Source organism: Streptomyces gottesmaniae (genome assembly GCF_031845845.1).
Classification (GTDB): Bacteria; Actinomycetota; Actinomycetes; order Streptomycetales; family Streptomycetaceae; genus Streptomyces; species Streptomyces akebiae.
This window is the reverse complement of the sequence record NZ_JAVRFJ010000002.1, coordinates 1-24560: the sequence shown is the minus strand read 5'-3', so window position 1 is coordinate 24560 and position 24560 is coordinate 1. Positions and strand designations below refer to the sequence as shown.

General features: G+C 71.5%; 19 protein-coding genes. 6 read left to right on the top strand and 13 right to left on the bottom strand.

The genetic code is table 11. From position 1 onward, the window contains the following. Positions 1-80 precede the first annotated feature (80 nt). Together RM704_RS02585 and RM704_RS02580 are read left to right on the top strand one after the other, a co-directional pair. Positions 81-1721 carry a M48 family metalloprotease gene (locus RM704_RS02585; RefSeq protein ID WP_033527996.1) on the top strand — a complete coding sequence of 547 codons (1641 nt, stop codon included), beginning with the start codon at positions 81-83 and terminating at the stop codon, positions 1719-1721. Further along, positions 1718-2815 carry a hypothetical protein gene (locus tag RM704_RS02580; protein ID WP_033527995.1) on the top strand — a complete coding sequence of 366 codons (1098 nt, stop codon included), beginning with the start codon at positions 1718-1720 and terminating at the stop codon, positions 2813-2815. The genes RM704_RS02585 and RM704_RS02580 overlap by 4 nt, the downstream gene beginning before the upstream one ends. Positions 2816-2953: 138 nt before the next feature. Here the strand turns inward: RM704_RS02580 and msrA are convergent, their stop codons facing one another. The 3 genes from msrA to RM704_RS02565 form a co-directional block, all read right to left on the bottom strand. Further along, positions 2954-3466 carry a peptide-methionine (S)-S-oxide reductase MsrA gene (gene msrA, locus RM704_RS02575; protein ID WP_033527994.1) on the bottom strand — a complete coding sequence of 171 codons (513 nt, stop codon included), beginning with the start codon at positions 3464-3466 and terminating at the stop codon, positions 2954-2956. Between the two features lie 154 nt (positions 3467-3620). Further along, positions 3621-4463: an MBL fold metallo-hydrolase gene (locus RM704_RS02570; RefSeq protein WP_033527993.1), complete on the bottom strand. Its 843-nt coding sequence runs from the start codon at positions 4461-4463 to the stop codon at positions 3621-3623. A gap of 162 nt (positions 4464-4625) precedes the next feature. Then, positions 4626-5669 carry an NAD(P)-dependent alcohol dehydrogenase gene (locus tag RM704_RS02565; RefSeq protein WP_033527992.1) on the bottom strand — a complete coding sequence of 348 codons (1044 nt, stop codon included), beginning with the start codon at positions 5667-5669 and terminating at the stop codon, positions 4626-4628. 181 nt (positions 5670-5850) lie between these two features. On the opposite strand from RM704_RS02565, the gene RM704_RS02560 reads away from it, so the two are divergent. Continuing rightward, on the top strand, positions 5851-6780 hold the full coding sequence (locus tag RM704_RS02560) for a helix-turn-helix domain-containing protein (RefSeq protein WP_033527991.1): 930 nt from the start codon (positions 5851-5853) through the stop codon (positions 6778-6780). Positions 6781-6858: 78 nt separating this feature from the next. On the opposite strand, the gene RM704_RS02555 is transcribed toward RM704_RS02560, so the two are convergent. The 5 genes from RM704_RS02555 to RM704_RS02535 form a co-directional block, all read right to left on the bottom strand. Beyond that, complete coding sequence (locus RM704_RS02555) at positions 6859-10188, bottom strand: S8 family peptidase (protein WP_192829685.1); 3330 nt, start codon at positions 10186-10188, stop codon at positions 6859-6861. Positions 10189-10510: 322 nt separating this feature from the next. After that, on the bottom strand, positions 10511-11194 hold the full coding sequence (locus RM704_RS02550; RefSeq protein ID WP_033527989.1) for an ABC transporter ATP-binding protein: 684 nt from the start codon (positions 11192-11194) through the stop codon (positions 10511-10513). Between the two features lie 71 nt (positions 11195-11265). Further along, positions 11266-12738, bottom strand: coding sequence for an ABC transporter permease (locus RM704_RS02545; RefSeq protein ID WP_033527988.1), 1473 nt, complete (start codon positions 12736-12738; stop codon positions 11266-11268). Between the two features lie 171 nt (positions 12739-12909). Next, the gene (locus RM704_RS02540; RefSeq protein ID WP_033527987.1) at positions 12910-14178 is read right to left on the bottom strand and encodes a L,D-transpeptidase; all 1269 of its coding nucleotides are present in this window, start codon (positions 14176-14178) and stop codon (positions 12910-12912) included. Positions 14179-14396: 218 nt separating this feature from the next. After that, positions 14397-14741 carry a hypothetical protein gene (locus RM704_RS02535; RefSeq protein WP_033528027.1) on the bottom strand — a complete coding sequence of 115 codons (345 nt, stop codon included), beginning with the start codon at positions 14739-14741 and terminating at the stop codon, positions 14397-14399. Positions 14742-14851: 110 nt separating this feature from the next. On the opposite strand from RM704_RS02535, the gene RM704_RS02530 reads away from it, so the two are divergent. Further along, positions 14852-15196, top strand: a complete 345-nt coding sequence (locus tag RM704_RS02530) for a hypothetical protein (protein ID WP_033527986.1) — start codon at positions 14852-14854, stop codon at positions 15194-15196. A gap of 145 nt (positions 15197-15341) precedes the next feature. Here RM704_RS02530 and hutH read toward each other — a convergent pair whose 3' ends face one another. The 3 genes from hutH to RM704_RS02515 form a co-directional block, all read right to left on the bottom strand. Beyond that, positions 15342-16931 (bottom strand): histidine ammonia-lyase, encoded by a 1590-nt coding sequence (gene hutH, locus RM704_RS02525; RefSeq protein ID WP_311589067.1) that lies wholly within the window; start codon positions 16929-16931, stop codon positions 15342-15344. A 356-nt stretch (positions 16932-17287) separates the two neighbouring features. Then, positions 17288-18457 carry a GGDEF domain-containing protein gene (locus tag RM704_RS02520; RefSeq protein ID WP_033527984.1) on the bottom strand — a complete coding sequence of 390 codons (1170 nt, stop codon included), beginning with the start codon at positions 18455-18457 and terminating at the stop codon, positions 17288-17290. A gap of 400 nt (positions 18458-18857) precedes the next feature. Further along, positions 18858-19697 carry an enoyl-CoA hydratase/isomerase family protein gene (locus RM704_RS02515; protein ID WP_052146107.1) on the bottom strand — a complete coding sequence of 280 codons (840 nt, stop codon included), beginning with the start codon at positions 19695-19697 and terminating at the stop codon, positions 18858-18860. A 607-nt stretch (positions 19698-20304) separates the two neighbouring features. Here RM704_RS02515 and RM704_RS02510 point away from each other — a divergent pair. Further along, a complete protein-coding gene (locus tag RM704_RS02510; RefSeq protein WP_052146106.1) occupies positions 20305-20865 on the top strand; it encodes a hypothetical protein in 561 nt (186 codons plus the stop codon). A gap of 92 nt (positions 20866-20957) precedes the next feature. On the opposite strand, the gene RM704_RS02505 is transcribed toward RM704_RS02510, so the two are convergent. Further along, on the bottom strand, positions 20958-22121 hold the full coding sequence (locus RM704_RS02505) for an adenylate/guanylate cyclase domain-containing protein (protein WP_033527983.1): 1164 nt from the start codon (positions 22119-22121) through the stop codon (positions 20958-20960). Positions 22122-22575: 454 nt separating this feature from the next. Next, entirely contained in the window at positions 22576-23448 is an 873-nt protein-coding gene (locus tag RM704_RS02500; protein WP_033527982.1) for a biotin--[acetyl-CoA-carboxylase] ligase, read from the bottom strand. 154 nt (positions 23449-23602) lie between these two features. Here RM704_RS02500 and RM704_RS02495 point away from each other — a divergent pair. Further along, positions 23603-24560 (top strand): acyl-CoA carboxylase subunit beta (locus tag RM704_RS02495; RefSeq protein WP_311589058.1); only part of this gene is annotated, 958 nt, incomplete at its 3' end.

The window sequence follows — 24560 nt, the reverse complement described above, 5'->3', positions numbered from 1 at the left end:
GTCATGGACACGTCCCAGACCGACCGTTTTCACCGTATAAATGATCGTTCGCGATCTTTCCGTGGGGGGAAATCTGCCCAATGGGCGCGACCCTGCGCGCACTGCGCGCTCTCGTGCTGCTCGCCGGCTTCTATCTGCTCGGCGTGATCCTGCTCGCGGCGCTCGCCGGCGCCGACTACCTGCTCCACCTGCACGCTCCGTCCGGCGTCGCCGCCAAGCTGTACGTGGTCTCCGCACTGCTCGCGATCCCGCTGGTCCGCGGTCTGTTCATGCTGCGGACGCCGAAGGGCGAGGAACTGCCGGGGCTGCCGGTGACGGAGGCCGACGAGCCCGAACTGTGGCGGACCGTAAGGGAGTTGGCCGACAAGGTCGGCACCCGGGCCCCGTCCCGGATCGTGCTGACGGCCGATGTCAACGCCGCGGTCAGCGAGGACGCCCGGCTGCTCGGCCTGCTCCCCGGTCCGCGCCGCCTCTACCTCGGCGTACCCCTGCTCCAGGGCCTGACCGAGGCGCAGCTGCGCGCGGTCCTCGCCCATGAGCTGGGCCACTACTCGAACTCCGACACCCGGCTCGCCGCCCTCACCGTGCGCGGCCGGGCCCAGGTGCTGCGCACCGTCCGGCACTTCGAGGAGCGGGCCGACCGGACCGCCGGACGCGAGCGGGCCCGGCAGGAGAAGAAGAACGCCAAGGCCGTGGCCAAGGGAAAGAAGACGAGGGAGATCGACACCGGGCACGCGGGCGTCACGTACCGCGCGATGGCGAAGATCTACATCGGCTACGCCAAGCTGTACATGCGCGCCACGCTCGCCGGTTCACGCCGCCAGGAGTACGCCGCCGACCTCGCGTCCGTCCGCGTCGCCGGCCGGGACGCCACCGCGTCGGCGCTGCGCGAGATCCCGGCGCTGGACGCGGCGTTCGGCTTCTACATGAACAGCTACGCCACGCTCGGCGCCGAGGCGCGGCTGATGCCGCCGCGCGGCGAGTTCATCGGCGGATACGGGCGGATGCTCTCCGCCCGCCAGCTGGAACTGGTCGGCCTGCGCACCGACCTGCCGACCGAGCCGGCCTCGCCGTACGACTCGCACCCGCCCATCGCCGACCGGGTCGAGCGGATCGAGGCACTGCCCGCCGACGGCCGCGCGGACGAGGCCAGGGGCGCGGCGCTCGGTCTGCTCGCCGACCCGGACCGGACCCTGGCAGCGCTGGAGGACGCGGTCCTCACCGAGGACGTGCTGCGGTTCCGGCGCGCCGACGACTGGCAGGAGCTGCTCGACGGTTCGATGGTCGCGAACTTCGCCTCCCTCGACACCCCGCTGCACCGGGCACTCGCCATGTACACCAAGGACCACCCGACGCTCGCCGCGCTGCTCAAGGTGATCGACGACGGTCAGCTGTGGCAGCTGGCGCGGCGGCTGCCCCTGTCCGACCAGGCGGCCGAGGCGCGGGGCCGGGCCTTCCGTGAGTTCGTGCGGCCCGCGCTGGCCGACGCGCTACAGGGCATGGTGCTGGCCGAGTTGAGCGCCCACTCGCGGCTGAGCTGGGAGTTCTCCTGGTCGGAGCCGGCCGCGGTGCGGCTGGCGCCCACGCCCGACGGCACGGAGACCGACCTCGCGGCCGCGATCGACGCGGCCGTCGCCGACCACCCCGACACGCGCCCGCTGCGCATGCTGCTGCCCACCCCCCAAGGCCCCGCCGCCCGAGAAACGGACGCACCGCGATGACCGTACTGCTGTGGATCCTGGCCGTCCTGGCGGTGCCGACCCTGCTCTTCGGGCTCTGGATCGCCGGAGTGTTCCTCAAGGAGTTCTTCCGCCCCGGCGGGGACGTCGACCCGGACGTCGCCGAGGCGATGGGGCTGCTGCCCGCGGAGCGGCAGAACACCAAGTACGCGGGTCCGCTGCCCGCCGGCTGGGACGCGACGCTCGCGGCCGTGCGCGGCGGCGACTGGAAGGCGGGCGCCAAGCTGATGCAGGACATCGGCCGCGACTGGGACCGGCGCTCCCGCGCGGCGGCCCTGCTGGGCGACATCGCCGCCGATGACGACGACTGGCTGCTCGCCTGGGAGGCCGACCGCCCCGACGACCCGGACGCGGCCGTGGTCCGCGCCCGCAGCACGGTCTTCCTCGCCGGGAACCTGCGGGGCGCGAAGAAGGCCAAGTACACGACCCAGGAGCAGTTCGCCGGATTCCACCGGATGCTGGAGCGCTCCCGGGAGGAGATCGCGCGGGCCGCCCTGCTGAACCCCGACGACCCCACGCCGTACGTCACGGAGATCACGGTCGCCCTCGGGCTCGGCTATCCGCACGCCGAGATGGACCGGCTCTGGACGGAGATCACCACCCGGGCGCCGCACCACTACGAGGCCCACTTCTCGGCACTGCAGTACTGGTGTGCGAAGTGGCGGGGCTCCGAGAAGCTGGCGACGGAGTTCGCCGAGCGGGCGGCGGCGAACGCGCCGCTGGGCGGGCTGCTGAGCGTCCTGCCGCTGATCGCGCACTTCGAGCACGACACGTCGGACGACGCGGAGGCGGACCGTACGCCGAAGATGATCGGCCGGGTGGACGCCGGACTCGCGGACGCCGCCGCAGCCGACCCGACCCACCCCCGCCTCCCGGAACTCCGGCACCTCCTCGCGTACTACCTCGCCCTCCAGGACCGCGACGACGCCGCGCTCGAACAGTTCAAGCTGGTCGACGGGTACGTCAACGCGCTGCCGTGGCGCTATCAGGGCGACGGCGAGGCGATGGCCGAGTACTACTGCCGCATCCGGAACGCGACGGCACAGGCGGTGGCGGCGGCGTCCTCGACCGACTGAGCGGGCGGGCCCTGGGGCCCAGGGATGCGGGCGGTACCCGGAGAACGTTCCGGATACCGCCCGCTCGTTCACAGCCCGGCTGCGGAGCCCCGCCTTCCGCCGGGCCGTCGGGCCGCCGGCCGCAGGGCCGTCTCGCGGTCAGCCCTCCGTGCGGGCGGGCAGCCGCCATCCCGGGCGGGGGAAGTGGCAGGTGTAGCCGTCCGGGTACCGCTGCAGGTAGTCCTGATGCTCGGGCTCGGCCTCCCAGAAGGGGCCGACCGGCTCCACCTCGGTGACGACCTTTCCGGGCCACAGGCCGGAGGCGTCCACATCCGCGATCGTGTCCTCGGCGATCCGCTTCTGCTCGTCGTCCACGTAGTAGATCGCCGAGCGGTAGCTGAGGCCGATGTCGTTGCCCTGGCGGTTCTTGGTGCTCGGGTCGTGGATCTGGAAGAAGAACTCCAGGATCGCGCGGAAGTCGGTCCGCTCGGGGTCGAACAGGATCTCGATGGCCTCCGCGTGCGTGCCGTGGTTGCGGTACGTGGCGTTCGGCACGTCGCCTCCGGTGTATCCGACCCGGGTCGCCGTCACTCCCGGGAGCCGACGGATCAAGTCCTGCATTCCCCAGAAACATCCGCCCGCCAGCACGGCCCTCTGCGTCTGCGCGGTCATCGCGACCCTCCCATGCATGTCAGCTCGGTGACTCGGCGTACTCGTCTCGCACCCCGCCGCCAATCCGATGCCCACCGTCCTCAACGCGCGAGGGCTCCGAGCGATTCCGCGCCGCCCAGTGTCGTGGCACGGCGGAGAGAAGCGCGCACGGCCCTCAGGGGCCGTGTCCGCCGCCCTTCGGCTCGAACTCCGCCAGCATCCGTTCCAGTCCCGCCTGGTCCGGGCCCGTGAAGGGCGGGGCGTCGGGGGCCGTGGTGAGGGTGTCGAGGAGGGAACCGGTGATGCCCGCGGCCGGGGGCAGGTGGGTGGACAGGACGAGGTCGGGCTTGCGGTCCTTCAGGGGCTGGAAGGTCGCGAGGTACTTGTCCATGTCGACCGTCCTCACCCAGGGGCTGTCCACCGTGGCCCAGAGCAGTTGGGCGTTGCGCAGATCGTCGACGGCGACGTCCCGGACGTCGACAGCCTGGGCGAGGTCGGCCGTGGGAAGCGGCGCGCCGAAGCAGTCCGAGCTGAAGCAGACACCGGAGAGGTCGTCGAAGAAGCCGACGGTGGCGGGGTTGTCGAACAGCGGCGGGCGGAAGCCGGTGAGGGTGCGGTCGCCGATGTCCATCGTCTCGCCGGGATTCAGGAGATAGCAGCGGTCCAGGGGCAGCGGGCGTTCGCAGGAGAGGATCCCCGCGCCGACGAAGGTCGTCACGACCCGTGCGTCGGGCGCCGCCGCGAGCAGGTCGAAGAGGCCGCCCGTGTGGTCGCGGTCGGGGTGCGTGAGCCAGATCCAGCGCACGTCCTCCGGATCCAGCACCGAACCGAGCGTCTCGACGAAGTTCCGGTCGGGCAGGCCCAGGCCGGTGTCGACCACGACCGGCTGGGCGGACAGCAGGACGAACGCGTTCACCGGGATGTACCCGATCCCCGGCACCTCCAGGCTGTCGGCGAGAACGCTGATGTCCGGGCGCAGCCGGTGGACCGTGCCCGGACGGGTCTTCTGCAGGGGCATGTCGCTCACACCTCGTAAGCCCCCCTGAGGGTGATCGCGTCGCGGCCGCCTGTGTCTCCTCCGTTCCCTCCATCCTCCGGCCGTCCCACGGCGCCCGCATCCGGGCGCCGTGGTCACCGGCGGAAGGGCGTCACCGGCAGAGGGGCGCCGACGTGTCGCCGCTCAGATCGTCGAGGTGTCGATCACGAACCGGTAGCGCACGTCGCTGGCCAGCACGCGCTCGTACGCCTCGTTGATCTGGTCCGCGCGGATCAGCTCGATCTCGGCGCCGAGGCCGTGCTCGGCGCAGAAGTCCAGCATCTCCTGGGTCTCCGGGATGCCGCCGATGCCGGAGCCCGCGAGGGTCTTGCGGCCGGCGATGACGGAGAAGAGGTTGAGGGCGACGGGCTCCTCGGGGGCGCCGACGTTCACGAAGGCGCCGTCGGTCTTCAGCAGGGAGAGGTAGGCGTCCAGGTTCAGGGGGGCCGAGACCGTCGACAGGATCAGGTCGAAGGTGCCCGCCAGCTCCTTGAACGTCGCCTCGTCGCTGGTCGCGTAGTAGTGGTCGGCGCCCAGCTTCAGGCCGTCCTCCCGCTTGCGGAGCGACTGCGAGAGCACGGTCACCTCGGCGCCGAGCGCGTGCGCGAGCTTGACCCCCATGTGCCCGAGCCCGCCGAGACCGACGACGGCGACCTTCTTGCCGGGGCCGGCGTTCCAGTGCTTGAGCGGGGAGTACGTGGTGATGCCGGCGCACAGCAGGGGCGCGGCCTCGTCGAGCGCGATGCCGTCGGGGATGCGTACGGTGAAGGCCTCGTCGACGACGATCTTCTCCGCGTAGCCGCCGTAGGTGGGCTCGCCGTCCTTGCCGATGGCGTTGTACGTGCCGACGTTGCCGTTGAGGCAGTACTGCTCCAGGCCCGCGCGGCAGTTCTCGCACTCGCGGCAGGAGTCGACCAGGCAGCCGACGCCGACCTTGTCGCCGACGGCGAACTTGGTGACGCCGGAGCCGACGGCCTCGACGACACCGGCGATCTCGTGGCCGGGGACCATCGGGAAGATCGCCTCGCCCCAGCCCTCGCGGGCCTGGTGGATGTCCGAGTGGCAGATACCCGCGTACTTGATGTCGATCAGAACGTCGAACTCACCGACCTCGCGACGCTCGATCGTGGTGCGCTCCAGCGGAGCCTTGGCGGCGGGTGCCGCGTAGGCGGCAACAGTCGTGGTCATGCCGGAATTCTCCTGATCATCGTCTCGCAGCCGGCCTGCCTTCCGGCCGGCTGCGAGAACCAGCCTGCCCGAGATCCCGTACATCACCCAGGCCACGGCTTTGCGTACGTCCGCCGGTCCTACCACTGGTGGGGTCAGGCTCACCGGCCTGCTCGGTCGTACGACCGTGAATACTTGCCGTATGGACGAACAGCCCGAAGCCGCACAGGAGCCCCAGGCCGGCCTGGCCGGTCAGGCCGCCGGGGCGCTGGACCGGCGTGCCGAGCTCAGCGAGTTCCTGCGCACCCGGCGGGCCCGGCTGCAGCCGGAGGACGTGGGCCTGCCGACCTTCGGACGGCACCGCCGGGTTCCCGGGCTGCGCCGGGAGGAGCTGGCGCAGCTCGCCGGGGTGTCGGTGGCGTACTACACGCGGCTGGAGCAGGGCAACGGGCGCAATGTGTCGGCGGAGGTGCTCGACTCCATCGCGCGTGCCCTCCGGCTGAACGACGCGGAGCACGCCCATCTCACGCATCTCGCGAAGCCGAAGGCGCACAAGAAGAAGCGGTCGGCCCGGCCGCAGCAGGTGCGGGGCGCCCTGCGGCAGCTGATCGACACCCTGGACGGCGTTCCGGCGTACGTCACGGGCCGGCGCTCGGACATCCTGGTGTGGAACCGGATGGCGGCGGCGGTGTTCGGGGACTGGTCGGCGCTGCCGGCTCAGGAACGGAACTGGGCGCGGATGGTGTTCCTGCGGCCCGACTACCGGGACCTGTACGTCGACTGGGACCAGAAGGCGGCCGACATCGTCAGCTATCTGCGGATGGACGCGGGCTGTCATCCGGACGATCCGCTGCTGTCGGCGTTGGTGGGCGAGCTGTCGGTGAAGAGCGAGGAGTTCCGGCGGCTGTGGGCGACGCACGACGTGAAGGAGAAGAGCCACGGGGTGAAGCGCATGCACCACCCTCTGGTCGGTGAACTCACCCTCTCCTTCGAGACGTTCCACCTGCCCGACGACCACGAGCAGAACCTGATCACCTACCACGCCGAACCGGGCTCCCCCTCCGCCGACGCCCTGCGTCTCCTGGCGAGCTGGGGCACGGACGCGACCCGCGCGTCGACGGCGACGCCGTAGCCGCTCGGCGCGGGCGACGCCGTAGCCGCCCGGCCACGGGGTCGCCCGCCCTGCCGGTGACAGCCCTCGACGCGCCGCTCACCTGCCGAAGTACGCGTCGTGGATCGTCACCGCCGACTTGTTCCCCTTCCTGTCGGTGACCACGGCTCGCAGCGAGACGCTCTTGCCCGCCGCCGGAGCCTTCTGGGTGAACCCGCTGTTCTTCAGGGCTGCCTTCGTCCACTTCTTGCCGTCACCGGACACGTACACGGCCAGCGACTTGAGGTTCTCGCCCCTGGCCGCACCCTGCACGGTGACGCGGACGGTGCCTTCGGTGCCGGCCGGGGCGGTGCTGTCGAGGCCGAGGAACGGGGCGCCGAAGCGGACGGTGGAGACCGGGAGTCTCGTGTCGCCCGCGGTCTTCCGCGATGTGAAGGTCCAGCTCGCGTCGATCCGGGAGGAGGCCCTGGCCAGGTCGGTGGACCGGGAGATGGACGTCGTCAGACGGTAGGTGGCGAGGCCCGCCGGTACCTTGAACTGCCCGGACCCGTCCAGCGCGTCCTCGCTCGACGCGAGCTTCTCGCCGTTGCGGTGGAGGACCGTCGTGACCTTCTCGTAGAAGGAGGCACCGGCGTGTCCGCGCCCGTCGGCGAACATCGGCAGCAGGCCGTACACATGGTTCCCGTCGCGGCGGATGCCGAGGGACCCGGTGATCTTGGGGCCGATGACACCGACGTTGAAGGTCCGTGCGTACGTCCGGCCCGCCTTGAAGGTGTGGCTGTCGCCGGTCGTGTAGTACGCGTCCAGGAGCGGGAAGCCCTGTTCGTCCTCGGCACCGTACTGCTCGAAGTCGAGGCTCCACTTCACTCCGCGCACGGCGGACAGGTGCAGCGTGCGGGTACCGGGCAGCGGCTGCGGGACACCGACGGCGGGTGAGCCCGGGCTGCCGGGGAGCCAGGCCCAGGGGATGACGGCGCCCGTCTTCCCCGCCGCGGAGGAGCCGAGGCCGGTCCGTACGGTGGACAGCTCGCCCTTCTTCCAGCGCTTGGTGAAGCCGGTGGCGAGCTTCGCGACCTCGCCGCCGGTGGCGACGGCCCACTGCTCGGTGTCGCCCGCGGTCCACTGGCCCACCCAGTTCTGGCTGAGCCGGCCGCCGGTGATCTGCGGACCGAGGTGCGCGGTGCTGAACCCCTCGTACGTGTCGAGCAGCCATCCGAAGGTGTACCCGCCGCCGCCGGCTCGCAGGGTGAACTCCGGTGCCGCGAAGGCCGGTTCGGCGGCGGTGTCGGGGACGGTGATGTCCACGGGTCTCGTCTCGCGGGCGTCCAGGGTGAGGGAGGTCTTCCGGTCGACGGTGAGCGTCGGCCGGGACAGCCAGGCCGCTCCCTTGGCGTGGTCCTTCGGGTCCACGACGATCCCGGCGTTGAAGATGTACGTCCCCTCCGGCACCCGCAGTTCGACGGTGCCGTCCTTGTCGTACGGGGTGAACCACGTGCCCTCGGCGAGCCCGGAGACCCCGGTGAGGTCGAGCATGTGGTGCACGGCGGGCCCGCCGTCCCGGTCGATCATCCTCAGCGTGACGTCGTACGACTCCTCCTCGCGGTGCACGGCCGCCGCCGTGCGGACGCCCTGGCCGCCGCCCTCGGCGACCACGTACGCCGAGTAGGCCCCGTCGAGCCCGCCGCCGAGCCTGGTGTCGACGGTGACCTTCACGGTGGCCCTGCCGCGCGCCGGGACGGTGACCTTCTTCGCGCCGAGCCTGAAGAAGCCGGCCGGGGCGGGCTTGCCGTTCGGGGCGGTGCCGGTGATCGTCAGGCCGAGCGTGACGGACTTGGTGCCGAGGTTCTCGTAGGTGAGCTTCCTGGTCACCGGCTTGTCGTCGGTGTGCGGCCACTTCTGGACGCCGAAGTCGAGCACCGGGTCGGCGACCACCCGCTGCTTGATCGCCCGGTCGACGCGGATCCGGCCCGAGCCCTGCTCGAACGGCGTGTACGGGCCGCCCTTGGCGGACGCGACGAGGGCGGCCTTCAGTTCGGCGTACGTCCAGTCCGGGTGCTGTTGCTTGAGGAGGGCGGCGGCGCCCGCGACGTGCGGGGTGGCCATCGACGTGCCGGAGATGGTCAGGTATCCCTCGGGCTTCTGGCCGACCTCCTCGTCGATGACGCTGCCCGGCGCCGCGGCGGCGGTGACGGCGACACCGGGCGCGGTCACGTCGGGCTTGATCCGGCCGTCCATCCCGGGGCCCCGGCTGGAGAACGGGGCGAGCCTGTCCTTGTCGTCGACGGCGCCGACGGTGAGGGCGGCGGCCGCGCTGCCCGGCGAGCCGACCGTCCGCTCCCCGTCGCCCTCGTTGCCGGCGGCGACCGCGAAGAGGATGCCCTTCTCGGCGGAGAGCTTGTTGATCTGCGCCTCCATCGGGTCGACCTCGGGGGTGTCGCCGCCGCCCAGACTGAGGTTGACCACGTCGGCGCCCTGCTCGGCGGCCCACTCCATGCCCGCGATGATGCCGGAGTCGTCGCCGTAGCCCTCGTCGCTCAGCACCTTGACGTTGAGCAGCTCGGCGCCGGGCGCGACGCCCTTGTACCGGCCCTTGGACTTCGCCCCCGTGCCCGCCGTGATGGAGGCGACGTGTGTGCCGTGACCGTATGCGTCGGTGGTGTCGGGCGAGGTGGAGAAGTTCTTGGCGGCCGTCACCTGGCCCTTGAGGTCGGGGTGGGTGGCGTCGACGCCCGTGTCCAGGACGGCGATGGTGACGCCTTTGCCGTCGAAGCCCGCTTTCCAGGCCTTGGGGGCGCCGATCCGGGAGACCGACGTGTCGAGGCTGACCTTGCGGACGCCGTCCAGCCAGAGGTTCGCGATCCCGGTGGCGGTGGTGCCGTCGGCGTCGGTGACCGCCTTCCACAGCTCGGCGGCATCGTCCCTCGGGGTGAGCACCGCGTCGGCGTTCAGGGTCTTCAGGGTGCGCCGGACCTTGGTGTCGCCGGCGTCCCGTACGTCGGCACGGGCGCCGGCGGCGGTTCCCGAGTAGCCGACGATCAGTTTGAGGCCCTGCTTCTGGGAGGTGCGGGTCGCCGCACGGTTCAGCACGGTGACGTCGAACAGCCGCTTGTCGACCCGTCCGGTGGCGATGAGCCGGGCGGCGTCGGCCGGCAGCACATAGGTGTGGCCGTCGGCCGTGCGCACCTGCACCGGCACACCCTCACGGCCCTTGGCCCGCTCCAGACCCCGCACCCGGCCCTCGGCGTCGACGAGCACACGGTCACCGGTGACGAGGGTGATGCGGTGGCTCGCCCCGGCTCCCGCGCCTCGGGCATCGGGGCCGGCCAGGTTCGATCCGGTGGCGCTCTCGGATATCGCGAACGCCGGGCTGGTCAGGCCCGCCGTCGTCCCCAGGGTCGTTCCCGCCGTCACCAGCACGGCCGACGCCATGGCGGTCGCGGCCGTACGCGCGCGCTTCGCATGTCTGCGCAAGTCTCCCCCTTGAGCCCGCTGGTCCGGTTGATCCGATGGACCGGTTGATCCGGGTAATCCAGGCAGGGGACCGTCCGCACACATACGCGTCAATTCCCCCCGGTCTACGCAGTATGACCGGGGGTCAACTCGTGCCACATGCCTCGCGGCTGGGCGCAAAGCGGCGAACTCCGGGCCACGCACGATCCGCACGCGCCCCGGATCTCGCGCCCACGCGCCCCGCGCCCGGGGAGCGCCCAAGGCGCCCGGGACACCCGAGGCGTCCGGGAGATCCCTCGGCTCACGCCCTGGCGTTCTCCTGCACCGTGATCCGCCCCTTGCGGATCGTCGCGACCCTGGGGGCCTTCTTCGCCAGGACGGAATCATGGGTGACCATGACGAAGGTGAGCCCGTGCTCCTTCCACAGCGTCTCCAGGACGTCCATGATCTCGTCGCGCGTGGACTCGTCGAGGTTGCCGGTGGGCTCGTCCGCGAGCAGCACCTTCGGCCGCTTCACCAGCGCGCGGGCGATCGCGACGCGCTGCTGCTGACCACCCGACAGTTCGGCCGGCAGATGCCCCAGCCGCTCGCCCAGCCCCACCGACTCGAGCGCCTCGGCGGCTCGGTCCCGCCGCTCCTTGGTCTTCACCCCGAGCGGCACCAGAGCCGTCTCGACGTTCTCCTGCGCGGTCAACGTCGGGATCAGATTGAAGCTCTGGAACACGAACCCGATGTTCTCGCTCCGCACCTTCGTGAGCTTCGCCTCCGACAGCTTCGCCAGATCGGTCCCGTCGAGCTCGACGCTCCCGTCGGACGGCTTGTCCAACCCCCCGAGCATCTGGAGCAGGGTGGACTTTCCGCCGCCGGTGGGCCCCTGGATGACCAGCCGATCCCCGTCGGCGATGGTGAGGTCGACCCCGTCGAGCGCGGTCACGGTGTCCTTGCCGCGCGCGTACCGCTTGGTGACGCCACTGAGTACGTACATGTGCAACTCCCGGAAGACGTAAGAGGGTTGGTAGCTGATCCAGCCGCGGGCGGCCGTGCCGCCGGGCGCGCCTACTCCACGCGCCGCAACGCGTCCGCCGGCCGCAACCGGGAGGCGCGCCAACCTCCGAACGCCCCCGCGGTCAGCCCACCCGCGACGGCGAGCCCCACCGCCGTACCGATCGTCGTGACGCTGACGGGTGCCGTGAGCGCCACTTCCAGCGCCTTCGAAGCGGCCTGGCCTCCGCCACCGGGTCCACCCCCGCCGGGTCCGCCGCCGAACCCACCACCGGTCGCCGCGACCTCCGCCTGCAACGTCGGACTGATCGCCGTCACCACGTAGGCCCCACCGAGCCCCAGCGCGATCCCGAGCACACCGCCCACGAGCCCGTTGACGACGGCCTCACCGACGACCTGCCGGGTCACCCGCCCCGACTTCCACCCCAGCGCCTTGAGCGTGCCGAACTCCCGCACCCGCCGGGACACGGCCGACGAGGTGAGCAGTCCGGCCACCAGGAACGCGGCCACGAGCACCGCGATCGACAGCCACCTGCCGACGTCGGAGGCGAGATCGGACGCGGTGGACAGCGATCCGGAGACCGTGTCGGCGAGATCGGCGGAGGTGGTGACGGTCGTCCCGGAGATGTTCTTCTGGATGGCCGCCTTGACGCTGTCGATCTGCTGCGAGTCGCTCGCCCTGACGTAGATCGTGGTGACCTTGTCCTGGGAGTCGCTGAGCGTCTGCGCCTGCTTCAGCGGCATGTAGAGGTTGGCCGCCGCGTCCCCGCTGTCGGGCGTCGCGATCCCGATGACCTCGTACTCGACGCTGTTGATCGTGACGCTGCCCCCGACCTTCAGCTCCTTCTCCTTGGCGTACGACTTGTCCGCGACGACCACCTTGGCGTTCGTCTCGGACGTCTTGAACGTACGACCGCTGGTGATCTTCGAGGAGGTCAGCGGGCCCAGCGCGGGCTCGGTGACGTCCGTCCCGTAGACGGAGTAGTTGTCGACGTCGAACTCGGCGCCGCCGCCCTCGACCCGCCCCTGGGGCTGCCCGGTGCCGCCGTTCTGACCGGCGCCGGGTCCGCCCTGCTGCTGGCCCCCCGCCCCCTCGTCCTGCTGGAACTGCCCCTGCCGGAACTGCCCGTCCACCTTGATGACCTGGAGGCTGAGCCCACCGACGGCCTGCGCGACGCCCTCCTGCTCACCGACCTCGGTGACGGTCGAGCTCGCCAGCGTCTGGAAGCCCTGGACCCGGACGAGATCGCTGCTCTGCTGCTCGTCGGAGTCGTCGTCCTGGGCGTCGAACTCGAACCGGGGGCGTTCGCCGCCGTTCTCGCCGGGCGCGGCGGCGGCCTTGGTGACGGTCATGTCCGTGCCCAGGCCGTACAGGGATTGGAGCACTGTGCCCTGGGCCTTCTCCATGCCCGAGGACACGGAACTGACGACGATCACCAGCGCGATGCCCAGGGCGAGGCCGGAGGCGACGACGAGCGCCGCCTTTCTGCGGCGGCGCAGTTCGCGCCTCAGGTAGGTGAAGAACATGACGGCAAGCTAGGTACGCCGCGTGATGAAGGGATAAGCCCGCGATAAGAGCCTGATGAGAACCCTGTGGGCGACCCCGCGGACAGCGATGCCGTCCCCAGGGGTGGAGCACCCCCGGGGACGGCATCGACGTCGTAGGGCCGGCGATCGAAGTCGTACGGCCCCGGCGGATCAGACCGCCGAGCCCGCCTTCCAGTCGGCCCAGTTCAGGTTCCAGCCGTTGAGGCCGTTGTCCGGGGCGACCGTCTTGTCACCGGTGTTCCGGATGTCCACGACGTCACCGACGATCGAGTTGTTGTAGAACCAGTAGCCGGCCGTGCCCTTGTCGTTGGCACCCTTGGTGTCGTTCAGACCGACGCAGCCGTGGCTGGTGTTCACGTTGCCGAAGACGGAGTCGGCGCCCCAGTAGTTGCCGTGGATGAACGTCCCGGACGTGGTGAGGCGGATGGCGTGCGGCACGTCCTTGATGTCGTACTCGCCCTTGCCGTCGTCGTCGGTGAAGCCCACGGTCGCGCCGTTCATGCGCGTCTCCTTGAACTTCTCCGACATCACCATGACGCCCTTGTACGTCTTGTTCTCGGGCGAACCGGCGGAGATCGGGATGGTCTTGACGACCTTTCCGTCCTGCATGACCTTCATCGTCTTGGTCTTGGCGTCGACCACGGAGACCTGGTTGCGGCCGATCTTGAAGGTGACCGTCTTCTGCTGCACACCGTAGACGCCCTCGGCGCCCTCGACTCCGTCGAGCGCGAGCTTCAGGGTGACGGTGGAGTTCTCCTGCCAGTAGTCCTCGGGGCGGAAGTCGAGGCGGTTGGCGTTGAACCAGTGCCCCACGACCTCCTGGCCGGAGCTGCTGGAGACGGTGATCCCCTTCTGGACCTCGGCCTTGTTGGTGATCGCCTTGTCGAAGTTGATCGAGACCGGCATGCCGACGCCGACCGTGGAGCCGTCCTCCGGCGTGAAGTTGCCGATGAAGCTGTTGGCCGGGGAGACCGTGGTGAACGAGGAGTTCTCGTGGGCCTCGCGCCCCTCGGAGTCCTGGGCAGCGGCCGTGATCTTGTAGCTGGTGGACCGCTCCAGCTGTGCGCTCGGGGCCCAGCTCTTCTTGTCGGCGGATATCTCACCCTCGACGGCGGCGCCCTCGGAGGTGGTCATCTTCACGTCCGTGAGGGTTCCCTTGCTCACGGTGACCTTGGCCGAGTTGTTGATGGAGGCGTTGTCCGAGCCGTCCTTCGGCGTGATCTTGATGTCCGCCTCGGAGGTCTTCTCGGCCGCCGCCTTGTCGGCCTGAGCCTGCGAGGAGTCCCCACTGTCGTTCCCGGACCCGTTGTCGCTGTCACCCCCGCTGCACGCAGAGAGCACCAGCACCCCGCCGAGCAGTGCGGACGCGACCGTGAGGCCCCTGCGCCGCTTACTGTTCGTCATCACACGCTTCTCCATCGTTGCCGAATCCCCAAAACCCCGAAGATCCCCGTAAGCACTTAAACACCACTACGGCACTGAGCCGTTCCGCCGGAGCGGATATGTGGGATACGCCACTCCACCCGCAACGGATCGACGGCGACCCGGCGGCGGTGCGCTAGTGACTGGTGCGACTCATGAGACGAAAGAACCCCGGGTGGCGGTTGCCGCCCGGGGTTATCAATCTCCCAAGCCGCTCAGCCGAGTCCGTCTTCCTCCTCGTCCTCCCGATCATCATCCTCGTCGAGACCCCATTCCGGCGAATCGGGGTCGTAGTCGATACCTTCGCTGCTCCAGGAGGCCTGGGCGAGTTCGACCCCCGGCACGTCTCCGACCAGGTCGAACGGGTCGACCAGATAGGCGAGGGCCTCCGCAGTGTCCTCCGTCACCGCGCTCTCGGCGTGTACCCGCTCATCGGCGGGCATATCGGAGTCCTCCGCGATCCGTCGCAATGCGGCCCCGGTGATGGCCTCGACGTTCTCGACTTCGACCACCAACTCCACGCGAAGGCGGACAAACTGTGATGTCTCCGTAGTACTCATGCTCCGGAGCGTACGGCTCACAGGTCACGCGACTTTCCCACGACCCGCGCCTTTCATTAGCATCGCTCCCTACGGCCAATTCGCCAGCGCCACAAGGGGATCGATATTCCGTGTCCGTCGCACGTCGCGCGTCGTCCACCGCCCGCCGATCGCTGCTGACCGCCACCGCCGCGGGCACCCTCCTGGGTGCCCTCTGGTTCGTGCCGTCCGCCAACGCGACCCAGGACGAGGCGGCCATACGCGACCGGACGACCACGACGACCGACACATCGGCCGCCGGTGACGAGGACGCGGACGCGAGCAGCGGCGAAACCCGCGAACTCGCCGACACCGGCAGCCCGAACACGACCCCCTACGTCATCGGCGGCACCGCCATGCTGGGCGTCGGCGCGGGTTTCCTCGCGTACGCGATCCGCCGCGAACGCGAGGATTTCGGCCCGGTGGGCGGCGTGTAACCCTCTGCCGTCCCGGTCGGGTTGGCTCGTCATGAAATGCACATGAAAACGCAGGGGGGGCGCAGCCCCTGCGTTTCAGGGGCGCGGGGAACTGCGCGAGAACCCCCACGAACCCGCACCCGAAGAACACACCGGGGCGGGAAACTCAGGCGAGCACCCCGGTGACGGACTCCGCGGCCTCCACCAACCGCCCGTCCCGCACGAACCCCTCGGCCAACGCCAGATCGGGCGCGAGGAACCGATCCGGCCCGGGCCCCTCGACCCCGGCCCCGCGCAACGCCTCCACCACGGCCCGCGTCGCCGGCGCGGCCACCAGCCCCTCCCGCAGCTCCACGCCCCGCGTCCCCGCGTACAACTCGACCGCCAGCACCCGCGCCAGGCCGTCCACGGCGGTCCGCAGCTTCCGCGCCGCCGCCCACCCCATCGACACATGGTCCTCCTGCATCGCGGAGGACGGGATCGAGTCGGCCGACGCCGGCACGGCCAGCCGCTTCAGCTCGCTGACCAGCGCCGCCTGCGTGTACTGCGCGATCATCAGCCCGGAGTCGACCCCGGCGTCGTCCGCGAGGAACGGCGGCAGCCCGTGCGACCGGTTCTTGTCGAGCAGCCGATCGGTCCGCCGCTCGGCGATCGACGCGAGGTCCGCCACCGCGATGGCGAGGAAGTCGAGGACATACGCGACCGGCGCGCCGTGGAAGTTCCCGTTGGACTCCACCCTGCCTCCCCCACTCTCGGCTTCGCTCGAGCGGGAGGTGCCCCCAGGCAGGACCACGGGGTTGTCGACCGCCGCCGCCAACTCCCGCTCCGCGACGAGCCGGGCGTACGCGACGGTGTCCCGTCCGGCCCCGGCCACCTGCGGGGCGCACCGCACGGAGTAGGCGTCCTGGACCCGGGGCGCGTCGTCCTGGTGGTGCCCGGTGAGCCCCGACCCCTTCAGCACGGCGAGCATGTTGGCCGCGGAGGCGGCCTGTCCCGGGTGGGGGCGAATGGCGTGCAACTCGGGTGCGAGGACCCGGTCCGTGCCGAGCAGCGCCTCCAGCGAGATCGCGGCGGTGATGTCGGCCGACGTGTACAGCAGCTCCAGGTCGGCGAGCGCCATGACCAGCATGCCGAGCATGCCGTCGGTGCCGTTGAGGAGGGCCAGCCCCTCCTTCTCGCGCAGCTCGACGGGCGCGATGCCGTGTTCGGCGAGCAGCTCGCCGGCCGGCCGTACGACGCCGTCCGGGCCCTCGGCGTCGCCCTCGCCCATCAGGGTGAGCGCGCAGTGGGAGAGCGGCGCCAGGTCGCCGGAGCAGCCGAGGGAGCCGTACTCGTGGACGACGGGGGTGATGCCGGCGTTGAGCACGTCGGCCATGGTCTGCGCGATCTCGGGCCGTACGCCGGTCCGGCCGGAGCAGACGGTCTTCAGCCGCAGGAACATCAGTGCGCGGACGACCTCGCGCTCCACGCGCGGCCCCATTCCGGCCGCGTGGGAGCGGACGATGTTGCGCTGGAGCCGGGCGCGCAGCTCCTGGCTGATGTGCCGGGTCGCGAGGGCGCCGAAGCCGGTGGAGACGCCGTAGACGGGCTCCGGCTTGGCCGCCAGCGCGTCCACGATCTCGCGCGCGGCGGCGAGGGCCGCCACCGCCTCGTCGGAGAGTTCGACCCGGGCGCCGGCGCGCGCCACGGCGAGGACGTCCGCCGCGGTGACCCCGGACGTCCCGAGGACCACCGTGTCCACAGAGTGCATATCCATATTCAGGATCGTAGGGACTGAATCGCCGAATGTCACGACCGAACGCCGGAGGGGCTCCTTACCCACCGCTTTCCGCAATCCGCGTAGATCGGAATCCGCTCCGAGAACGATCGGAGATTTATCCGGGATCGCTCAGAGATTGATCAGAATCCCCAGGTCAGAGCCTTGGCGGTCCTGATGCGCGAGTAGGGTCGAGGCATCGGACGAAGCGGGCCGCACCCCTCACCGGACCACGTCCGACCCTCGCACCGTCCTTGCCCGCCCCTCCGACCTCGGACCGGCCCACGGCCCACTCCCCCCCTTGGCCGTGGGCAGCCCAGGTCCGCGCGCCGACTCGACCCGACGCGCGGCCCGCCCTAGGACCGGCGCCCTCGAATGCGGCGCCGGTCCCCCGGGTGCGCGGGGTCGACCGGCGGGGGCGGCCGGTCGGCGAGACTCACCACCGGATCCTCGGCGCCCTCCCCCTCACGTCCCGCGACGACCGGTTCGACGGAGCCCGCGGCCTTGGCCCGGTACTGCGCCGCGTCGGCCAGCCGGAAGAGCCGCCGGGCCGAGCGCAGGGGCCCGATCGCGTCCCCGGTGGACGCGACCCCGCAGGCGACGCCGTCCCCCGGCTCCAGCTCCCGCGCCCGCACGCACAGGTCGCCGGCGACCCGCACCACGTCGTCCGACGACGGCCCCACCGTGAGCAGACAGAACTCGTCCCCGCCCAGCCGCGCCACCAGCACACCGTGCAGTTCGGCCGCGCACCGCGACAACACGGAGCCGAATCGCTCCAGCAGCTGATCGCCCATCGCGTGCCCGTAGGAGTCGTTGACCTTCTTCAGCCCGTTGAGGTCGCAGACGACGAGGCTGATCACCGTGCCGTCACGCCGGTGCGCCTCCATCGCCTCGTCGAGCCGGAGGTCGACCGCGCGCCGGTTGCCCAGCCCGGTCAGGGGGTCGGTGAAGGCGAGCCGCCGGGCCTCCTCCAGCCGCTCGGACTGGGCGAGCCCGGCCGCCACGACCGAGGCGAGCACGGTGGCGAACGCGGCGTCGTCACCATGGAAGACGGGCTCCCCGGCGGGCCTGGCCACATACAGTTCGCCCCACGCCCGGCCGTTCAGCACGACGGGCGCCACCACGCAGCAGCCGCGTCCACGCCGGCGCAGCGCGGCGACCCGCTGGTGGCAGTAGCCGCCGGGCCGCCGCCCGCCGACCGGCCCCGCGGCCGTCTCCACCCAGGCGTTGGGCTCACCGCCCTCCAGCCACCGCTCGTGCAGGAACTCCGCGATCTCCGGGAACTGGTGCACGGGATATGTCTCGTCCTCCGGAAACTCCTCCTCGTCCGCCGCCCGGTTCCCCACGTTCACCAGCACCCGCAGCAGCCCACGCTCCCGCTCCCACACGGACAGCGCGGCGAAGCTCCCCGACAACGCCCGGCACGATCCGTCCGCGGCCGCCCACCACGTCTCACGCGGCGTGCGCGCCCCCGCCATCCCCCGCGCCAACGCCACCACGGCCCTCAGCCGCCTGTCCTCTCCCATCACCCCAGGCTAGGTAGCTTTGCCCTGATTCGGGACGTTAGTGGGGCGAACAGGGGTACGGACCACGAGCGCCGAAGCCGGAACGGCGGGGTGCGGGGCCCTCCCCGCACCCCGCCGGGGCGCACGGCCCCGTGCCACCGCCTCCGCACGCCCCGGTTCCACCGCCTCCGCACGGCCGGCGAGCGCCGCTCACGCCCCCCGGCACGAAGCGCACCTCATCCGCCGACCGATGACATCCGAGCCGCGCCGGGCCGAACACCCACTTCCACGGCAGTCGGACCTTCCCGACCGCACCGCACTCCCGCACCGCACTCCCGGCCCGCCCCGGCACGCTCCTCCGCTTCCGCCGCCACACAGATGCCCCGCCATTGCACCCCCGGCGCGCCCGGCAGGCGCTCGCTCACTCCCCCGGCCAGGCCGGCTTGCGCTTCTCGTTGAAGGCGGCCACGCCCTCGGCCCGGTCGCCGGAGAACGCGACCGAACGCCAGGCCGCGTCCTCGACCTCCAGACCGGCCCGCAGATCGAGGCCGTGCCCCAGCCGCAGCGCGCGCTTGGCCGCGCGCAGCCCGACGGGTGAGTTCGCGGCGATCCGCTCGGCCAGTGCCAAGGCCTCCGCCCGGTCCTGCCCCGCCTCCACCAACTGGTCCACGAGCCCCAGCTCCCGCGCCTCCTCGGCCTCCAGCCGCCGCGCGGTGAAGATCAGCTCGGCGGCCCGCGCGGCCCCCACCCGACGCGGCAGCAACTGCGTGCCCCCGCCGCCCGGGATCACCCCCACCGACACCTCGGGCAGCCCCACCACCGCCGTACGGTCGGCCACGATCAGATCGCAGGACAGGGCGAGTTCGAAGCCACCGCCCAGCGCGAAGCCGTGCACGGCGGCGATCGTGGGCATCGGCAGCTCCAGCACGCCGGTGTACGCGCCCCGGGCGACGGGCCGCTGCCGCACCAGGTCGGCATCGCTGAAGGAGTTCCGCTCCTTCAGATCCGCGCCCACGCAGAACGCCCGCTCATGCGTCGACGTCACCACGACGACGCGGACGTCCCGGTCGGCGGCGAGCGCGTCGCACGCCGCCGCGACCGAGCGGGCCATGTCGGTCGACACGGCGTTCATGGCCTTGGGCCGGTCCAGCGCGAGTTCGGCGACATAGCCGTGCCGCCGCACCACGACGAACTCCCCGAACCGCCGCTCCCCCGCCTGCCCCGCAGCCGCACCCGCACCCGCACCCGCACCCGCACCCATGACACCCTCCCGGTTAACGACAGTTAACAAACGTCACCTCGATCATCCCAGCCACCCTCGGTGGACGAAACCCTGCCCGACCGGCGGACACGTCGGGCCCGGCAGGCACTCGGCGGTGGTGTCACCCGTGAGCCCTGCGGCCACCCCAACGAGAGCCCCAGGGAAGCGGCCCATTGACAAACTCTGGCGACCTTTTCCCCGTACGGGTGACAGCCGGGCCTTCTCCGCCCACACCCCCCATCCCGGCGCATAACCTGCGCTCCGCCATAGGCGCACCGAGGGACGGGGGCGCGCAGGGGAGGGACGAACCATGACGACGACCACGGCTACCCGGCCGACGCAGACCACACCACGGGCGCCACAGCCACCGCAGCCACCGCAGCCACCGACGCGAGCAGTGCCCCCCGCGGCAGCGCAGACGGCCCCACCGCGCTGGCAGCCGTCCGCAGCGCCGGCCGACCGCACGACGCCCTTCGCCCCGACCCTGGCCGGGACCTCCACGGGACCCCCGAACCAGGCCGGTCACACCCCCGATCACCCCGCCCCCCGCCCGCGAGGCCGGCACCGGCGGCCTCGCCCCCGGAAGCTGCTGTTCGCGGTGGGCGGGATGGCGCTGGCGGCGGGGGCGCTGAGCCTCGTACGGCTGACGTCGGACCCGGTCGGCGGCGCCGGTGCCGTGGGCCCGGCACCGAGTGCGGCGGACGACGTCACGGACGGGACGACCGAGGCCGGGGCCACCGTGGGCGGCGAGCCCTCGACCGACGCGGGTACCCCGACCGCCGACACCCCGATGGGCGGCGGAAACCCCGAGCCCGGACAGCAGCCCCCGTCATCGGGAGCGCCCGCCCCCACGCCGACCCCGTCCGCCTATCAGCCTGCCCCGTCCATCGGCGTCGACATCCCCTCCGCCCCCGGCGCCCGCGACGTCCCCAGGACCCCGCCGGCCCCGGACACGCCCACGGCGCCCCGCGCCCCGGAGGCCCCCCGCCCCACCGCTCCCGCACCCACGCAGCCCGCGGCGGCGGCCCCACAGCAGCCGACCACACCCGACTCCCCGACCACACCGACGGCGCCCGGCGACACGGCCACCACGCCCACGAAGCCCGCGAAGCCGGGCCTCTGCGTCCCGATCGTCGGCCTGTGCGTCGACGACGCCCTGAGCAGGTAACGGAAATCGGCCGCCACAGCCACAGCCACAGCCACAGCCACAGCCACAGCCACACAACGAAAAGGAGCCGCCCACCCGGCGGCCCCTCACCCTCACGTCTTCCCGGGCCTCCGCGTGAGCAGCCACGGCTGGACCACTCCCAGCCCGCGCACCGGTCGTTGCCACATCGGCTGGAGGGCGAAGCGGTAGGTCGGAGGTTCCTCGCCCTCCTTCTCCGCCGCGGCCGCGGCTTCGGCGGCCTCGGCCTCGGAGGCGGGCGCCTCGCCCGTACGGATCAGTTCCTCGGCGAAGGCCCCGTCGACGAGGACCGCGTCCTTCGGCGCTATCGAGGTCAGCCGGCTCGCGAGGTTCACCGTGGAACCGAAGACGTCGCCCATTCGCGTCGTCACCGTGCCGAAAGCCATGCCGACGCGCAGCTCCGGCATGGTCTCGTCATTGGCCATGGTCTCGATGAGGCGCAGCGCGATCTCGGCGGCGACACCTGCGTCGTCCGTGGCGTACAGCACCTCGTCCCCGAGGGTCTTGATGAGCCGCCCCCCGTTCGCCGCCACCAGGTCCGCCGCCGTGGTCTCGAAGGCCTCGACCAGCTCGCCGAGTTCCTCCTCCTCCATCCGACGGGTCAGCCGTGTGAATCCGACGAGGTCCGCGAAGCAGACCGCGAGGCGCCGGTCGACCATCTCCTCGTCGTCCGCGGCCTGGACGACCCGGCCGGTGGCCGCGGCCAGCTGACGCCGCCAGACGTAGACGAGGAACTCCTCCAGCTCCGGCAGCAACAGCTCGATCAGCGGATACGTCACCTCGGTCCGGGTCATCCCCGGCTCCGGCGGCTCGGTCAGCCCCTCCAGGAAGGAGTCGATCTGCCATTCGGCCAGCCGGGCCGTGGTCTGCCCGGTCGAACGGGCCACCTGCACCGCCATGGCCTCACTCAGCAGCCCCGCCTCCACGAGACCGGCGAGTCGCCGCAGCGCGAGTACGTCGGCCTCGGTCAGCGCCTTGGCCTGACCGATGTCCGCGAAGCCCATGGCCCGCCAGAAGCGGGACGCCAGCTCCATGGAAACCCCGGCGCTGCGCGCCGCCTGAAAAGGGGTGTACCGGCGCTCGGCCCCGAGGATCAACCCTTCGAGCCGCAGCGCCAGCGGGTCCTCCTCGTCGGCGTCCACGCCGTGGGGCTCGCCCCGCTCGAGCGAAGCCGAGAGAGGGGGCGGCTCCACGCGGCCATCCGCGTCCGTGCCGGAGCCCGTGTCCTCGACGCTCACTCCTGCTGCCCTTCCGATCTCCCGCGGTCACGTACTCGACCGGCCTCAACTCTACGGCAGGTGTGCGCCAGCTCACTCCGTCAGGTGGGGCCGATGGTGGCTACCCCCCACCGTCACAGCCCTTGACGCCGCCGTCCCGGCAGCCGCGCACAGCCACTCGGCCGCCCCGACCGCGGGCGGCATGCAGCCGCCCCCCGAGCTGCGCGCAGTCGTGCCGCCGGGGCGGCACGGGTGAGCGCAGACGGCGCCCGGCAAGCGCCGGTGAGCCAGACCCACCCACCCGGACCACCCCCGAGTCCCCAGCCCCCACCCCACCCACACATCACCTGGCACACCACTCACACCGGCCCCACAGCACGCACCGGTCACACAGCCCGCACGTGCACGCACACCGCCCGGCAGACCTCCGTCACACCACCCCACCCGCACCCATCCACCCATCCATCAGCCCCCGTCACACAGCCCGCAGATGCACGATGTCCCCCGCCCCCACCGGCTCCTGCACCCCGTCCTCCGTGGCGAGAACCAGCCGCCCGTCGCCGTCCACGGCCACGGCCTCCCCCACCACCGACCGGTCCCCGGGCAGCTCGGCGCGCACGGTGCGCCCGAGCGTCGCGCAGCCCGCGGCGTAGGTCTCCTGGAGGCCGCTCTCGGACGGATCGCCCCCGGCGGCCCGCCACCGCCGGTACCACTCCTCCAGCGACCGCAGCACGGCCCGCAGCAGGGGGTCACGATCCGTGGTCACGGCGCCGGCGAGCGCCAGCGACCCGGCCGCGGGCACCGGCAACTCGTCCTCGCGCAGGCTGACGTTGATGCCGATCCCGATGACGACACCCTCCGCGCCCGCGCGCTCGGCGAGGATGCCGCCGGCCTTGCGCTCCTCGCCCCGCACGGTCACCAGCAGGTCGTTGGGCCACTTGAGTGCCGTGTCGATGCCGGCGGCCCGGGACAGCCCGGTCGCGACGGCGACGCCGGTGAGGAGCGGCAGCCAGCCCCAGTGCCGGACGGGCACCTCGGTCGGCTTGAGGAGGACGGAGAAGAAGAGGCCGGAGCGCGGTGGCGCGGTCCAGAGGCGGTCGAGGCGGCCCCGGCCCGCGTTCTGCTCCTCGGCGACGAGTACCGCGCCCTCCGGAAGCCCGTCCGCCCGCCCAGCGAGATCGGTGTTGGTGGAACCGATGACGGGCACCACGTCCAGGGAGCTCCACAGCCCTCCCGCCCGGACCAGGGCCCGGCGCAGGGAGGCGGAGTTGAGGGGCGGCCGGTCCAGGTCGGACCAGCGTCCGTCGGACTCGTGGTTACCGTCGTCTGAGGCATCTCGCGGCGTCATGCAACCCACCCTAGGTGTGGTAAACGCCGCACTGCCGAACGGTAGGCACACCACTACGCTACGGATGAGTAACCCCACCCACGTCTGAGCACGCCGCGCAGTACGTACGACCGATCCCTCACGTCCCCATGAGCAGGCAGGGAGCCGCATCCCGATGTCCGAGCCGGAAGCGCCAGCAAGCACCGACATTCACACGACCGCGGGGAAGCTCGCGGATCTGCAGCGCCGTATCCATGAGGCGACGCACGCCGGCTCCGAGCGCGCGGTGGAGAAGCAGCACGCCAAGGGCAAGCTGACGGCCCGTGAGCGGATCGAACTGCTCCTCGACGACGACTCCTTCATGGAGTTCGACGAGTTCGCCCGGCACCGCTCCACCGACTTCGGCATGGAGAACAACCGCCCCTACGGCGACGGCGTCGTCACCGGTTACGGCACGGTCGACGGCCGCCCGGTGGCCGTGTTCTCGCAGGACTTCACCGTTCTGGGCGGATCCCTCGGCGAGGTCTTCGGCCAGAAGATCATGAAGGCGATGGACTTCGCGCTGAAGACGGGCTGTCCGGTGATCGGGATCAACGACTCCGGGGGTGCCCGTATCCAGGAGGGCGTCATGGCCCTGGGCATGTACGGGGAGATCTTCCGCCGCAACACCCACGCCTCCGGTGTCATCCCCCAGATCAGTCTCGTGGTGGGCCCGTGCGCGGGCGGCGCGGTGTACTCGCCGGCGATCACCGACTTCACGGTGATGGTCGACCAGACCTCGCACATGTTCATCACCGGCCCGGACGTCATCAAGACGGTCACCGGTGAGGACGTCGGCTTCGAGGAACTGGGCGGTGCCCGCACGCACAACGCCACCTCGGGCGTGGCCCATCACATGGCGGGTGACGAGAAGGACGCCATCGAGTACGTCAAGCAGCTGCTGTCGTACCTGCCCTCGAACAACCTCAGCGAGCCCCCGGCGTTCCCCGAGCAGGCGGACCTCGCGCTGAGCGACGAGGACCGCGAACTCGACACGCTCGTGCCGGACAGTGCCAACCAGCCGTACGACATGCACACGGTGATCGAACACGTCCTGGACGACGGGGAGTTCTTCGAGACCCAGGCCCTGTTCG

What these genes read in the sequence shown, in the direction of transcription:
- RM704_RS02585 (WP_033527996.1), top strand. Translation starts at nt 81, where the DNA reads ATGGGCGCGACCCTGCGCGCACTGCGCGCTCTCGTGCTGCTCGCCGGC.
- RM704_RS02580 (WP_033527995.1), top strand. Translation starts at nt 1,718, where the DNA reads ATGACCGTACTGCTGTGGATCCTGGCCGTCCTGGCGGTGCCGACCCTG.
- msrA (WP_033527994.1), bottom strand. Translation starts at nt 3,466, where the DNA reads ATGACCGCGCAGACGCAGAGGGCCGTGCTGGCGGGCGGATGTTTCTGG.
- RM704_RS02570 (WP_033527993.1), bottom strand. Translation starts at nt 4,463, where the DNA reads ATGCCCCTGCAGAAGACCCGTCCGGGCACGGTCCACCGGCTGCGCCCG.
- RM704_RS02565 (WP_033527992.1), bottom strand. Translation starts at nt 5,669, where the DNA reads ATGACCACGACTGTTGCCGCCTACGCGGCACCCGCCGCCAAGGCTCCG.
- RM704_RS02560 (WP_033527991.1), top strand. Translation starts at nt 5,851, where the DNA reads ATGGACGAACAGCCCGAAGCCGCACAGGAGCCCCAGGCCGGCCTGGCC.
- RM704_RS02555 (WP_192829685.1), bottom strand. Translation starts at nt 10,188, where the DNA reads ATGGCGTCGGCCGTGCTGGTGACGGCGGGAACGACCCTGGGGACGACG.
- RM704_RS02550 (WP_033527989.1), bottom strand. Translation starts at nt 11,194, where the DNA reads ATGTACGTACTCAGTGGCGTCACCAAGCGGTACGCGCGCGGCAAGGAC.
- RM704_RS02545 (WP_033527988.1), bottom strand. Translation starts at nt 12,738, where the DNA reads ATGTTCTTCACCTACCTGAGGCGCGAACTGCGCCGCCGCAGAAAGGCG.
- RM704_RS02540 (WP_033527987.1), bottom strand. Translation starts at nt 14,178, where the DNA reads ATGGAGAAGCGTGTGATGACGAACAGTAAGCGGCGCAGGGGCCTCACG.
- RM704_RS02535 (WP_033528027.1), bottom strand. Translation starts at nt 14,741, where the DNA reads ATGAGTACTACGGAGACATCACAGTTTGTCCGCCTTCGCGTGGAGTTG.
- hutH (WP_311589067.1), bottom strand. Translation starts at nt 16,931, where the DNA reads ATGGATATGCACTCTGTGGACACGGTGGTCCTCGGGACGTCCGGGGTC.
- RM704_RS02520 (WP_033527984.1), bottom strand. Translation starts at nt 18,457, where the DNA reads ATGGGAGAGGACAGGCGGCTGAGGGCCGTGGTGGCGTTGGCGCGGGGG.
- RM704_RS02515 (WP_052146107.1), bottom strand. Translation starts at nt 19,697, where the DNA reads ATGGGTGCGGGTGCGGGTGCGGGTGCGGGTGCGGCTGCGGGGCAGGCG.
- RM704_RS02510 (WP_052146106.1), top strand. Translation starts at nt 20,305, where the DNA reads ATGGCGCTGGCGGCGGGGGCGCTGAGCCTCGTACGGCTGACGTCGGAC.
- RM704_RS02500 (WP_033527982.1), bottom strand. Translation starts at nt 23,448, where the DNA reads ATGACGCCGCGAGATGCCTCAGACGACGGTAACCACGAGTCCGACGGA.